This is a genomic window from Nostoc sp. DedQUE09, from assembly GCF_034530915.1.
GTDB lineage: Bacteria > Cyanobacteriota > Cyanobacteriia > Cyanobacteriales > Nostocaceae > Nostoc.
In genome coordinates this window covers 60860-75238 of the sequence record NZ_JAVRCE010000028.1, presented here as the reverse complement: position 1 = coordinate 75238, position 14379 = coordinate 60860, and the positions used below count along the sequence as shown (strand labels likewise).

Sequence of the window (14379 nt, the reverse complement as noted above, 5' to 3'; positions counted from 1 at the left end):
TTTTAATGCTTCTATTTTGATTTACAGATCGTCAACCTTTATCGGCTCGGCTTTCTTAAGTTCTTTGATTCGCCATTTGTAGCGCTCTATACTACGTACAATTGGCCCCAGGTAAATCAATAGCGCCACCAGCAACCGTGCCCTTCTTTTGAGAAAACGAGAGTCAATCCGCGCTTGTATAGCACCAGCTACACACCAGCTAAAAGAGATAAGGAACATTACTGCACCCAACCAGGGGCGATCGCCAGACAAAAGCGCAGAGACAAATAGGATCAAAGCTGCGACATTCCACTCCAGTGTCAGGGGGAGGTAAGAGATCAAAGAGGAGGAAGGCTCGTACAAGGTTTGAAACAGACCACGACCAAACACCCCAGAATAGATAACTGGTTGACCGATACGAAGAAATGTAGATAAATCTCCGTAGATTCTCCCTAACCAAGAGGGCTGTCCCAGAAGGTTAAAGCGGTAGGGATGCTGAAAATAAACGAGTGCTTCTGCCTTACCATAACCTTGCTGTTGTTTGAGATAGGCAGCTACTGTGTTACGGCGAAAGTGCCATACGATTGCTGTTGGACTAAAACCAATGGTGTAACCTCGATCTTGTAGTCGCCAGCAGATATCGACATCATCCCCAGCAGTACGAAATATCGGGTTGAAGCCGTTAATTTCTTGTAGAACGTCCCGACGAAAAGCCATGTTACAGCCAGCAATATGTTCTGCTACCTCATCACTCAAAAGTATGTGGGTAGGTACGCCAGGAGAGACGGCAACGCAGGCGGGAACAAGAGAGTCTTCTGGGGGAGATAAGTTTGGCCCGCCTACGGCAGCTAGTCCAGAGGAGAGAAACTTGGCAACCAGATAGGTAAGCCAGTCTGGATCTGCCATACAATCAGAATCTGTATAGGCCACAATTTCGCCAGTTGCGGCGGCCATACCGACGTTGCGGGCGACGCTTAATCCCTTGTTTTCTTGGTTAATTAGGCGTACATAGTCGTAACTCTGAGTAATTTCGAGAGTGCGATCGCTCGATCCATCATTAACTACAATGACTTCATAGTTGGGATAGTTGAGTTCTTTAAGAGAAGCTAGACAACTATCCATCGTGCGTTCAGCATTGTATGCGCATACGATTACTGAGACTTTGGGATAATCAGGTAGCGCTGGCGGTAAAGGCGCTGTGTAATACTGCTGAACTGTCTCGAAGGCGGGCTTTTTGAGCCGTTCGGCGTCAACTAGACCAAAAGCCCAATCCTGTATGGCATATCCGCCGGTAAACCATTCATCAGTCCAAGAAAATATTATTGTCCCGGCTGCTCCCATCTCAAAACTAGATGACAGCTTTTGAGAGAGAATTTCGGCTTGGGCTTGGGTTCCTTCACGCATTGAGTCAACCCCAAACTCACTTAGCACTAGAGGTTTATCCTCGGCTAGGTTATGGAGTCGTGAGAGGTAGCGACGAAAATCTGTTTCCCGATGCAAGTAAACGTTGAAGCATGAGAAATCAGTAAAGTCAATATTTAAATACTCTGTAGAGGGGTAATTGGCATAACTCACCAAACCTTCGGGATCGCTGTCTTTTGCTACTGCCATTAACTCTTTAATAAAAGCTCGAACTGGTTTTGCTCCATGCCATCGGACAATATCTGGAGGAATCTCATTACCTACCAAATAAGCAAAGGTAGCGGGATGATTCCGGCAAACTTGAACTCCTTGAACAATGCAGTTACGGATTTCTGCTTGTACAGCAGAAGAGTTAAGGAAGGCAATATGCTGAGACCAAGGTATACCAATTAACAGTCTTAGTCCATAAATTGCAGCTAGATCCAACAGCCAATCAGGTGGAACAGTATAGGTACGCAGACAGTTAGCCCCCATTTCTGCTATCATGGCGAAATCTTTTTCCACAACTGATTTTTCTGGAAAAGACTCACCGTGGCTACCGATGGAAAAAGGGCCGTAACTCACTCCTTTAAGAAAAAACTTTTTATCTCTAATAAAGAAAAACTTACCTTTTACTGTGACTACCTCGCTTTTTGCAAGTGGTTCAGCACAGAAGCCAGAAGGTGTTGAAGTCAAGTTTTGCAAATTACCCCCGACAATTCACTGCAAATTTATTTCATTACTGCTGAAACGCTAGCCAGTTTGCTCAAAAACAGAAACACACATATACTTAGCTCATTAATCCATTCGCAGCATATTTGGCGTTAGTACCACCACAATTGCTATCAATTAATAATTTAGTAATACTTAATACTGTGTCAGTAGTACGTTTGCGATCGCGTTTACGAAAATGTATGAATTAACGTATATTTTCAGTCCCGTTTTGTATCCAGTTAGTCAATCAAACTGAGCAACACCAGTTGCTCAGTCAGTTCAAAAATTTGCAGTTTAATACATACATTCAGGGTTAAATTTCAGCCAATGGACGAAATATTGCAAAAAATTTTATACTACATATACTCACTCTGAAAACAGTACTTTTAAAACTTGTTACTATAGCCGTAGTCACATAAGTTAGGACAGTGTTGATTGTTCAAAGGCTTGAAACGACCGGGTTTTTGTTCAGCACGGGCTAAACGCCCCGCTACCGCTACCGCTAACAGCACTCAGCACTCAGCACTCAGCACTTTGCACTTTGCACTTTGCACTTTGCACTCAGCACTTTGCTATACTATGCTTCATAAATCTGCTGTATGCTGTTTCTTATCAATATCTTAGGGGTGGGTAACAATAACGTTGCTAAAAGACTCTCTGGTATGGTGGAAGTTACTTTACAACCACTATTGAGGCAATCAACCAATAACTGGCTAGCAGTATAGTACTGCTTGAGTATTTCTTTCTGCTGGTCGCTAAAATGCCATTGATGACCAATGTTGCGACACCGAATTATCATCAACCTCAAATCATTAGTCCAAGTTTGACCGTTAGCATTCCACCATTCTTTTAATTTTTCTCTACCTTGGACTAGAGTTGGTAATTGTTCTTTGAGTTTTTGCAAAGAACTTTGTAACTCAGAATTACAGACAAGAGTTTGGCAATCGGGAAGAGCAAAGCTTAAAGCTAAAACTCGATCTAAAGTTGGCTCGTTAGATAGGGCAACGCTTAAGTAAAGGGCACACTGAAGAGCTATATCTAAAGCTAAATCAGGGGTAAGATTATTAGTAAGCCTGAGATCAATGCCAAGGGAAAAAGCCAGGTCATTAGTCAAGCTCAGATCGTCGAGAAGTTCTAGTGTTAGATAAAAGGCACGAATAGCGACTCTTTTATGAGTAGACTGAACTGAAAGAGACTTATGGTTAAGCCAGTTGAAGAAATTTTCTAATTGCTGATCAAAGGCAACAAGCCGATCGATCTGTTGCTTCATTAATTGCAACAGACAAGTGGGATTATCCAACATACCAGCGGTTAGTAAAAATATTTTGCGCCAACGTGGTTCTGTCAAATGGCTAACCAGATCGATTAATTTTTTTTCTAATATTTGTGGGTTGGGGCTAGTAACAATATTTTTAGCTGTTAAATACTCCTGAAAAGCTATATGTGAGAACGAGTAAATTCCCCGTGCCTGCTCTATCAGTAATCCATGTGTCTCAAGCAATCTCAGCACAGCTTCACTATTTAGTTGAACCATCTCAGGCTGAGTTTGAGCTATGTTTAAGTTGCAGAGGTAGTCTGTAATATATTGCTCTACAATACTCTGTGTAAAAAAGTAATGACCTTGTTTAAAGGTAATAGCAGCAATTTGACTCAGGAGTTCAAGCTTCTGAGCTAAAGATAAATGAAGATAAATTTCATCTCGTTTAATGCTCCTCACTTTATCCCAACGATTGAGCAAAATATCCAATCCTTGCTTGTAAAATTCGACCCTTCTAACTGGAAAGTCTGAACGGGCTTGAAACACACAACAAGCCAAATTCAGCAAAAGTGGCCTGACAGCTAGTTCTCGAATTTGTTGATTCTCCAACAACTGTAATTTTTGCACAAACTGACAAGCTAAGGCTTTTCCTTTTTCTATGGAATTCTTGCTAACGTTGACAAACCAATTTTGGACAAAAGCCTCAATCTGGGAGCAATCAAAATCAGCAATTTCAACATCGCAAAATTCCTCAAAGTGATACTGTTGATAACCAATGCGACATGTAATAATCAACTTATTTTTATAATAATTTTCAGCTAGGCTGCGAATTTTACTAATAATTTTGGCGTTATCTTCTTCTGGAATCTCATCTAAGCCATCCAGGAGAATTAATATTTTACCGTTAACTAATAATGTTTGAATTTCTTGATCTGAAGCACCACAGTTAGCAAGCTCTTGACTAAGATAGTTCAATAAACTGTAATTTCCGGTTTCTCTAGCATCCTCAGCAAAATTTTTCAAGCGAATAAAGATTGGTATCTGGTCTGATAGTAATTTGCCTTGATTGCATTGCATGGCAATATACTGTAAAAATGTGGTTTTACCAGATCCTGGTTTACCTAGTACCATTAATTTTGGATAGGTGATAACTGCTTGTATTGCAGAGGCTCGTTCTTGATAAAGTTGATTAAAATTAAAACAGTCGAATTCTTCTGTAATTAAGCCTTGTAGATCGAGGATATCTAACCATCTTCGACTTGTAATATTATTCAAAATATTAGTACTGACATATATTTCTTCTAGTTGAATTGGTTGATCGATATCTAACAACCGCGTAGTGGCACATTGAGATTTAATCTTATCACTTAGACGCGATCGCAGCATTTGCACTAAACTTTCGACATCCTGGCAGTCTTCCCATTCCTGGTTGTTTTCTATCAGTAGCTTCTGATTGGGTAGTTCAGCAATGTCTTGCCAATCTAAACCGAGTCGAAAGCATATCTCCATAAAGTTCTGACGCTCAATCGGTTTACCTGTAAAAAACTTCCAGATTGGTTGTCGAGTCTCAAGCCCTACCTCAGTAGCTAAATACTCTTGTGTCCATTCTCGGATTTTAAAAGCCCTTTTTGCTTTTTCAATACCTACAATAGATGCTTTCAACGAACGTCGTGCCATAGACCAGTTTTTGAATCTCCAGTTATTAATTAAAAGAAACTTTTAATCATTAATTATTGATTTATAATTATGTCACTTTAAAGTTTGAGTTTCATTAAGTTTTCTGATAATATCTAAACAAAAGGTTGTAATTAGCGTAACTAATGTAGTGCCATTTATATTCGTTAATATGATTAGTTTGATTACTGGCTTTTAAAATTAACTAATTTATTTAGGGTCTTTCTTCCCCCTTATGGCTTATATTTTACCTTTTTATTAAAAACAATGTCTTTTAGTATTTCGTTATTTTAAATACGTAATTTAATTAAAAGTAGGAAAGGTAGGAAAAGTAGGATAGATATACAAATTAAAGCAAACTCATCTCATATAACTTATACGTCAATTCATACATTCTCCTGAATGCGATCACAAACAGACTTATTGGACTCATAGCTTATCTACAATAACCTTGCTATTGGGTATCTCAAAAGGTTTCGCCAGTACTCAATGTAAACTTTCAGATTGCGATCGCCCAAGTTGATGAAGCCTTCAAAGGTTTTACTTTAAAAAGCTACGCTAATGCCATCTTTAACAGTGCTATCTGCGAAACTTTATACCAAAAGAGGGAAGCAAAAAACTCAAAAACCTCTCTCATATGCATCTCTGCGCTCTTAATGATACGTCTTTAAGGGGATACGGTATCAAATGGCAATGCTTGCGGCAGGCTACATCTACGCAGTCCAAATTTACAAATCGCATATTTTACCACAATCTAAACCAAATACAACAACTATGTGCCCCTCAATACTTTTCCGATAAACTCAACAATTTCTCTTTTAGTTTGGAGAAAAGTTATTGGACTTGGGTAAAGGTAAATTCAAACCCTTCCCCCTTTAACCGAAAAATATTGGTTTGTCCCTTTGAGTTACGTAATATCATTATGGGCGCAGCTATTCCTGGTGGTTTTAAACTCCGACTATTCACTGAAGATTTACACATATCCTTGATTTTAGTATTAACTAACTTTAGTTTAGCAGTGACTAATAATGGTTATATCAATGAAATAAAAAATACTTTAAATAGCTGATTGATTATACTTATTCCACTAATTTCATTCAAAGTTATACTACAATCTTTTGTAGTGACTTTTGCTGCTGTTAAAGCTTACAATAGTGAGCATTATCGTTACCCTTTTACAATTAGTGCGATAAGGCTATCTGATAGTATACTAGATTCAAAAGAGCGATCGCTAGATGTTATTAACTCAATAGCAACCGCTAAATCGGAGGGAAGATATTGCCTAAAAAGTTTGAGATAACTACATATTATATTAGAGATGCTTGCTCAAAGAATATGAATAAAATAATAATTTGCATAAACATGGGGATAAAAATTATATGATTGGAGTTGCGATCGCAGGTACTGGATTTGGTCAAAAAGTCCACATACCAGGATTCCAAGCACATCCTCGAACTGAGGTAGTTGCTGTTTATCACCGAGATATAAATAAAGCCAAAGCCATAGCAGAATCCTATAATATTCGTCACGCTTACGATTCACTTGCAGATATTGTGGCATTACCAGAAGTGCAAGCCGTCAGCATTTCGACACCGCCCTTTTTGCACTATGAAATGGCAAAAACCGTATTGCAGGCTGGAAAACATTTATTACTAGAAAAACCGACAACTTTAAATGCAGTTGAGGCGAAAGAACTTTATCAATTAGCTAAAGCAAAAAGCGTCATTGCAACTGTGGACTTTGAATTTCGCTTTGTACCAGCATGGCAATTGTTTGCAGAATTATTGTCAGAAAACTATGTGGGTGAGTTACGCCTAATTAAAATTGATTGGTTAGGTTCTTCTCGTGCTGATGTTTCGCGCCCTTGGAATTGGTATTCTGATAAAGAGAAAGGAGGCGGTGCATTGGGATCTTTAGGTTCTCACGCCTTCGATTATATTCACTGGTTATTCGGGCCAGTGCGTAGATTAAACGCCTATTTGAGTACTGCTATTCCTACACGAGTTGACCCGATTAGCGGGGAATCTAAAGCAGTGAATACAGATGACAACTGTATCTTAACCCTGGAATTAGCCAATGGTACACCTTGCCAACTTTCTATTAGTGCGGTTGTTCATGCAGCAAGAACCCATTGGGTAGAAGTATACGGCGATCGCGGTACATTAATTGTGGGTAGTGAAAATCAAAAAGATTATATACATGGTTTTCGTGTTTGGGCTTCCCAACCAGGTAAACCTTTGACGGAAATAGAAATACCAAATCGATTAATTTTTCCCAAAAATTATGCTGATGGGCGCATTTCAGCATTTATCCGCGTAGTAGACCAATGGGTGCAAGGAATTGACCGCAATCAGGAAATTACACCATCACTACGCGAAGGAATTTATTCTCAGTTGTTGATGGATTTATCTCATGAATCGCATCAAAAATCAAGTTGGTTAGACATACCCAGTTTGGAAGAATTTCTGAGTAACTAGAAAACAAATGAGCAAAACTCACCGCATTCGTATCCCGCCGGAAGTCAAAAAATATGTTTTTCAACGCGACCAATATCAATGCCGAAACTGCGGTAAAACTAATGTAGAAACTAACCTCAGCATTGATCATATCATTCCCCTTGCTCGTGGGGGTCAAAATGATATCAGCAATCTCCAAACTCTCTGTTTTACCTGTAATCAGCAGAAAACAGATAATATCGATCCACGTTTTCGGCGATATTTTCAGCTTTAGGTTACGATGGTATGAGCTATTAGTTTCTCTCTCATTTCTATGCCTCAAAATCAAAATAGCAATTCCCTAATATTTCTGAATATTAGAACTACCCTTTTTTACTTCTTGACTGTCATAGCTATTTTAGTAGTAGCCTTTCCCTGGCTATATGAGATTAAAACGAAAGCTGGGATCGACATATCACCTGGACGCCATGCAGGAACATTTTTTGAAAAACATACCCGTGGAATCTTCAAGTGTGAGTGGCTTTATCCCTACCATTGCGATCGCTCTCACCTGAAGTAAAGGAAGTTACTCCAGAATTCAGAATTCAGGAGTCAGAATTCAGGAGTAAAACAGGATGCATTACCTGGATTTGCGACAAATTGTTGTGTACTTGACTACTTTGAAATTCACTAGACTTCTTGCATAAGTCGAGAAAAGGGGAAGAGGTTCTGTATTGTTCCCTTCCCCTTTAACCTTTACCCTTTCCCGCCTCTTGCAAAAAGGAGTTTTTGCAAGAGGTCTAATAACTTTCAAACGACCTTATTGCTTATCTTACTTCTCCCAAAAATCGAGATTTGGGCGTTGTTAAATATCAACCCAAATCTCAACAGCGAGACACTTTGGACTTATCTCCAGACCCCACTTGACATTTTGGCGTAGGCGTAGCCCGCACTTCGGCTGCGCTCAGTGACCTTCGTAGACATCGCTTTAAGTTGTCACCAATAGTGAGTGTCCAGATACGATTAAGATTAAAACATCAACAGGTATCAAACATCATTTAAGCAAGGAGAATAAGATGGCTGACACAAATAATCTCACAGGTGTGAGAAATTCGGGTGTTGCGATCGCCGATCCCCTCATTGGTAGCACTGCTTCAAACACTTCTCAGATATTGGAAGTTACTGGTCAAGGAGAAGTCAGTGTTGTCACTACTTTAACTGAGGTGCAATTGGGGATTAGAGTACAGGCAAAAACTGCAACCGAAGTTCAAGAACAAGTTGCTCAACGTTCAACAGCGGTAGTTGATGCACTGCAAAAGCTTGGGGCGCAGGAACTTCAAACTACATCTATTCAACTAAATCCTGTCTATAGCTTTGAAAATGGTACTCAAACCCTAACCGGCTTTGAAGGCCTCAACACACTTCAGTTTGAGTTACCAACAAATCAAGCTGGGGCAGCAATTGACAAAGCTATCCAAGCAGGTGCAAATGTCATACAGAATATCAGCTTCACTGCCTCAGACGAAGTATTGCAGCAGGCACGTCTGCAAGTTCTCAGCGAAGCTGTTAAAGATGCCCAAGCTCAGGCGCAGGCTGTTTTTAGTACCTTGCAGTTAACCCCTGGACAGATTATTGACATTGATATTAACTCAGATGATAATCCTAGACCATCTCCCTTGGTGTCTAATCTAACAGCAGATAGGGTTTCGGCATCAGCTAGTACAACTCCTATAATTGGTGGTCCTCAGACGATAGAAGCTAGTGTTTCTCTAGATATCGGTTATTCTCCAAATTCAGCAGGGACTCTTGCCTCGGCTACTGATAGTCTTATCGGTGTGAGAAATTCGGGTCGTGCGATCGCTGATCCCCTTATTGGTAGCACTGCTTCAAACACTTCTCAGATATTGGAAGTTACTGGTCAAGGAGAAGTCAGTGTTGTCACTACTTTAACTGAGGTGCAATTGGGGATTAGAGTACAGGCAAAAACTGCAACCGAAGTTCAAGAACAAGTTGCTCAACGTTCAACAGCGGTAGTTGATGCACTGCAAAAGCTTGGGGCGCAGGAACTTCAAACTACATCTATTCAACTAAATCCTGTCTATAGCTTTGAAAATGGTACTCAAACCCTAACCGGCTTTGAAGGCCTCAACACACTTCAGTTTGAGTTACCAACAAATCAAGCTGGGGCAGCAATTGACAAAGCTATCCAAGCAGGTGCAAATGTCATACAGAATATCAGCTTCACTGCCTCAGACGAAGTATTGCAGCAGGCACGTCTGCAAGTTCTCAGCGAAGCTGTTAAAGATGCCCAAGCTCAGGCGCAGGCTGTTTTTAGTACCTTGCAGTTAACCCCCGGACAGATTATTGACATTGATATTAACTCAAATGACAATCTTAGACCATCTCCTTTGGTGTCTAATCTAACAGTAGATAGAACTTTTGCACTAGGTACTACAACTCCTATAATTGGTGGTCCTCAGACGATAAAAGCTAGTGTTTCTTTAGATATTGGTTATTCTCCAAATTCAGGAGTGATTCTCGATCTACCTCTTAATGGATTGCAGCAATATGCTTAATCAGGACTTATGCAAGTTTCACAAGCACGTGACGCGGTGTAGTCGCGCCACGTGCCATTCTCATCGGTGGTGTAGGTGCTAACTTTTTCCTTTTGGATTCCTTGGAACAACACCAAATTAAATGTGAGTCAATACCGTTCGGTTAAGGTTTTTTGATGAAAATTCTAGATCGCAAAGACGCGATTTATCGCCGTCTCTTGCCTTAACCGAAGAGTATTGCCATATCTTGTTATTTTTGGACATTTTTTTCCAGGCAAAATTGGATTTACAGTGATCGCTAATTGGACTGCTTATGAAGGAAACATGGATTTCTGAGCGCCGGGTGATTCAATTGCCTGGATTAACTATCGATCACCATATCTCAGCACCGAACGAGCTTGAATTCCCTGGATGCAACCATCATCTGCTTTGTCTTTTGTTGAGCGACCATAATCAACAAAAAATCACTCATATCGGCGAACAAAAATCGGAAAAGTCTCAAGCTAAAGGAGATTTCTGGATTTGTCCTGCGAAAATGTCGGGGCTTTGGGCATGGGAGAGTACCGATGAATCATTGATGTTTGTGATTGATCCATTGTTTTTGTCTCAAACGGCAGAAGAAGTCGGGGGGCTGAATGAAAACAAAGTTGAATTGCTCAGTACGGTTAATGCCCATGATCCACAGATTGAAGCGATCGCTCGTTTGTTTCAAGCAGAGTTTGACACGGGTGGAATCGGTGGCCATCTTTATGCCGAATCGCTGATACAGGTGTTGATTGTTCACTTGCTGCGACAATATTGTGCATTTTCACCAAGAATGCAGTCTGATGATGTAGGAGAGATGCCCAACAATCGACTCCAGCCAGTGTTGGACTACATCCACAGCTATTTAGATCGACCGTTACATCTGGCTGAACTGGCAGAAATTGTGGGCATGAGTCAATATTATTTTTGCCGATTATTTAAACAGTCAATGGGTGTAGCGCCCTATCAATATGTGCTGGGGCAACGAATGGAAAAAGCTAAAGAACTATTGCAACAAAGAAAATATGCGATCGCAGAAATTGCTCTGCTTGTTGGTTGTGCAGATCAAAGCCGCTTTACAAGACATTTTAAAAAATACGTCGGAGTTACACCCAGGATGTTTTTAAAGAAAAATTAGAATGGGTACATCTGGTTTGGGAAATTCTAAATTAGTCAGTACTCTTTTACTGATTGCTGTTACAGTAGTCTGTTCGCAATAAAACAATAAATTGCATTCCATCACTTCCTCGCTCAAATGATTGCTGATACTGGAATTCCAATTTTTGCCATACCCGTATCGCACGCTTGTTGAACGCTGCGATCGTCACCCGAAAAGCTTTTGGTTTAAATAAACTGTCTGCAAATTCCAATACAGCATTAGCATACTCAGCACCCTTTCTTTGTCCGGTCAAGTCAGGGCGAATTCCCATGCCAATATCCAACGCCTGATTATGGTAATTACCACCAGTGACCTGTCCATCTTGTCCAAATGAACAGTAAGCTACTAACTCGCTATTTTCATCCATAATGCTATAGAAGGTATTCTGGGGGTGAAGAATATATTGTAATAAATTAACTTCATCCTCTAAGTAGTTGTATAAATCATAGGGTGGCTTATATCGCCAACTTAGGATAGCGCGTGCGTTACTCTCGTCGATTAGGTGAAACGTAAACATTACTACTGTGCTGTTTGTACTACTTTTATACTCCCTTAGCCCTAACTTTACGCTTAGTAGAACTCTGCGATACGAATCCCGTAGGCATCGCAAGAATGATCTAAATCATGATTATATGTAGCAAGAAAAGTCTATCGTTTATCCAGCAGCACACTGTACCTTCATTTGTGGGATCTACGGCTGATGAACCCACAAATCAACGAAACCGATTAACTAAATTTATGAGAAGAATTAGTCGCATTTTGCTTTCTATTGTTCTGGTCAGCACTGCTGTAGTTTCCGTAGCAGTCGATTGGAACGCGACTCACCTCTTTAACTCTGAATGGCATCCCCATGCTAAATTTCATGATGCAGTGATGCTGTGGTTGCTCAGTGGCGTGAGTATTGTGGCGCTGTGGTTACTATGGCGACGAACAACTGAACCTGACATCGCTTATACCTTTGCCATGTTAGTACCTGTAATCTTCTGGTCGCCCTTTTTCTTTGTGACGCTAGTGGTTCCTGGAACCAGCTTGCAAGCCGATCTAAAAGAACCTCCACCAATCATAGGAGGCATTCCGATTTATCCTAACGTCGCCGTTGCAACAGTCAGCATTATTTTGGCGTTGATTGGCTATGGTTTGTACCGCGCTTCTAAATCGGAAGCGAGTAGTTTATGAACAGGCCGATGCTGATTTTAGGTTTAGCATTGCTAGTTAGTTTCCTGCCGAGTCAATCAGCCGTGGCTCATATCGGACATGGTAGCTTTCTGATGCAAAATCTGGCTCAGATGACCCTCTCTCCATCCTTAATGTTCAGTGGTATTGGCATCGCTTTGGTGGCTGGAGCCGGACACGCTCTTTCACCTGGACACGGAAAAACGATGGTAGCAGCATACCTCGTTGGTTCGCGGGGCACTCCTGGGCAAGCAGTTGTACTGGGGCTGGTGACAACGCTTACTCACACAATCAGCGTTTTTGCGCTGGGTATTTTAGCCTTATTATTATCTCAATATATTTTACCAGAGCAATTGTATCCATTTCTCAGTTTATTGAGCGGATTGATGGTCTGTAGTGTTGGTTTTTGGTTACTCGATCGCTATCTCAACCCCGCACCAGAACATCATCACACTCACAATGATTCTGAGCATCATCACCACACTCACAATGATCGCCATCATTCTGCAAATCAAGTTACATTACAGTCTCTTTTAACTTTGGGGATAGCTGGTGGTTTAGTTCCCTGTCCATCAGCGCTGGTATTATTGTTGAGTGCGATCGCACTTCACCAAACTGCATACGGTTTAATCTTGGTGTGTGCATTCAGCGTGGGATTAGCAGTTGTACTAGTAACCATTGGTTTAGTCATTATTTATGCTCACCAATGGCTAAAGCGTTTTTCATGGGTTCAACCATTGCAGCAGTATACACCGATAATTAGTGCGATCGCGGTGATTATCGTAGGAAGTGTACTGATGGCTTGTGCTGTAATTTAGGTGTTCAAAAGACAATACCAAAGGTATCAAACTCAGATATCGTGAATGCGGCGACCGCCTTGTTAATGCATCGACTTGCATTGTTAATGCGGCGGCCGCCTTGTTAATACATCTGCTTGCATTGTTAATGCGGCGGCCGCCTTGTTAATACATCGACTTGCATTGTTAATGCGGCGGCCGCCTTGTTAATACATCGACTTGCATTATGAATGCGACGGCCGCCTTGTTAATACATCGACTTGCATTATGAATGCATCGACTTGCAAAAATTAACACCTCCTCCCCAAAGTTCATTACCTAAAAGTTGGCGTGTTTTCTAATCGCGGCATAGTGTCTTGCTGTTGTATTCATCTCAATCACCAACTCTGTTCCTTGACCTAATTGAGAATTACACTTAAGTTTACCTTGATGCTTTTCAACGATAATTTGCCGACTAATTGATAGCCCTAGTCCTTGACTTTTGCTTACTGGCTTGGTTGTAAAAAACGGTTCAAATATATGTTTTTGGATATGGGGAAGTATACCTTTGCCATTATCAAAAATGCGAATGATAACTTTGTGTTTTTTACCTAATAGTTTGTCATTTAGCCAAGGTTCATTATTATTGACCAATGATAAATGGCTGCCAACAACTTCTGTATGAATCAAAATTTTTGGAGTAAAAGAATCATCATGCTTCATTTTCTCTTCTAAGGCATCAATGGCATTAGTTAAGATGTTCATGAATACCTGATTTAGTTCACCAGGATAACACTCAATTAAAGGTAATTCTCCAAAGGTTTTAATTACTTTAATCTCTGCTCGATCAGGTTTTTCTTTGAGACGATGTTGTAAAATCCTGAGAACACTATTAAATCCTTCATGCAAGTCAACCTTTTTCATTTGACCTTCGTCAGAGGTGGAAAAATTCCGCAAGGCGAAAATAATATCTTTAACGCGCTCAGAACCGGCTCGCATTGACCACAGTAATTTTAAAAAGTCTGTCTTCACGAAACCAAGGTCAAGGTGTTGCAAATGTAAGGCAATAACTGGGGTAGGCGTGGGATAGTAATATTGGTAAAGTTCAATAATTCTGATTAAATCTTCAGCGTATTTACTAGCAGGATGGAGATTGCCGGAGATAAAGCTAACAAGGTTGTTAATTTCGTTAGCCATATCCGCCAGCAGTTGACCGAGATTAGCCATTTTC

13 protein-coding genes are annotated in these 14379 nt (G+C 40.5%); 8 read left to right on the top strand and 5 right to left on the bottom strand.

The annotated features are described in order from the left end of the window. Positions 1-21 precede the first annotated feature (21 nt). From RMY27_RS18740 to RMY27_RS18730, 3 genes are all read right to left on the bottom strand, one after another. On the bottom strand, positions 22-2076 hold the full coding sequence (locus RMY27_RS18740) for a glycosyltransferase (protein ID WP_322665720.1): 2055 nt from the start codon (positions 2074-2076) through the stop codon (positions 22-24). Between the two features lie 404 nt (positions 2077-2480). Beyond that, positions 2481-2606, bottom strand: a complete 126-nt coding sequence (locus RMY27_RS18735; RefSeq protein ID WP_322665718.1) for a hypothetical protein — start codon at positions 2604-2606, stop codon at positions 2481-2483. A gap of 65 nt (positions 2607-2671) precedes the next feature. Beyond that, entirely contained in the window at positions 2672-5029 is a 2358-nt protein-coding gene (locus RMY27_RS18730; RefSeq protein WP_322665716.1) for an NACHT domain-containing NTPase, read from the bottom strand. 1066 nt (positions 5030-6095) lie between these two features. On the opposite strand from RMY27_RS18730, the gene RMY27_RS35535 reads away from it, so the two are divergent. The 6 genes from RMY27_RS35535 to RMY27_RS18705 all read left to right on the top strand — a co-directional run bounded on the left by RMY27_RS35535 (position 6096) and on the right by RMY27_RS18705 (position 11178). Next, positions 6096-6326, top strand: coding sequence for a DUF4870 domain-containing protein (locus RMY27_RS35535; protein ID WP_416212353.1), 231 nt, complete (start codon positions 6096-6098; stop codon positions 6324-6326). A 79-nt stretch (positions 6327-6405) separates the two neighbouring features. Next, the gene (locus RMY27_RS18725; protein WP_322665766.1) at positions 6406-7503 is read left to right on the top strand and encodes a Gfo/Idh/MocA family oxidoreductase; all 1098 of its coding nucleotides are present in this window, start codon (positions 6406-6408) and stop codon (positions 7501-7503) included. Positions 7504-7510: 7 nt separating this feature from the next. Continuing rightward, a complete protein-coding gene (locus RMY27_RS18720; protein WP_322665714.1) occupies positions 7511-7756 on the top strand; it encodes an HNH endonuclease in 246 nt (81 codons plus the stop codon). 39 nt (positions 7757-7795) lie between these two features. Next, positions 7796-8041, top strand: coding sequence for a hypothetical protein (locus RMY27_RS18715; protein ID WP_322665712.1), 246 nt, complete (start codon positions 7796-7798; stop codon positions 8039-8041). 496 nt (positions 8042-8537) lie between these two features. Then, positions 8538-10037 (top strand): SIMPL domain-containing protein, encoded by a 1500-nt coding sequence (locus tag RMY27_RS18710; protein ID WP_322665710.1) that lies wholly within the window; start codon positions 8538-8540, stop codon positions 10035-10037. A 292-nt stretch (positions 10038-10329) separates the two neighbouring features. After that, positions 10330-11178 (top strand): AraC family transcriptional regulator, encoded by an 849-nt coding sequence (locus tag RMY27_RS18705; RefSeq protein WP_322665709.1) that lies wholly within the window; start codon positions 10330-10332, stop codon positions 11176-11178. A gap of 46 nt (positions 11179-11224) precedes the next feature. Here RMY27_RS18705 and RMY27_RS18700 read toward each other — a convergent pair whose 3' ends face one another. Further along, entirely contained in the window at positions 11225-11716 is a 492-nt protein-coding gene (locus RMY27_RS18700; RefSeq protein WP_322665708.1) for a GNAT family protein, read from the bottom strand. Positions 11717-11937: 221 nt separating this feature from the next. On the opposite strand from RMY27_RS18700, the gene RMY27_RS18695 reads away from it, so the two are divergent. Both RMY27_RS18695 and RMY27_RS18690 read left to right on the top strand, forming a co-directional pair. Next, a complete protein-coding gene (locus RMY27_RS18695; RefSeq protein ID WP_322665706.1) occupies positions 11938-12375 on the top strand; it encodes a DUF6640 family protein in 438 nt (145 codons plus the stop codon). Beyond that, on the top strand, positions 12372-13190 hold the full coding sequence (locus RMY27_RS18690; protein ID WP_322665704.1) for a nickel/cobalt transporter: 819 nt from the start codon (positions 12372-12374) through the stop codon (positions 13188-13190). Before RMY27_RS18695 ends, RMY27_RS18690 begins: the two co-directional genes overlap by 4 nt. Positions 13191-13487: 297 nt before the next feature. Here the strand turns inward: RMY27_RS18690 and RMY27_RS18685 are convergent, their stop codons facing one another. Further along, positions 13488-14375, bottom strand: coding sequence for a HAMP domain-containing sensor histidine kinase (locus RMY27_RS18685; RefSeq protein ID WP_322665702.1), 888 nt, complete (start codon positions 14373-14375; stop codon positions 13488-13490). Positions 14376-14379 lie beyond the last annotated feature (4 nt).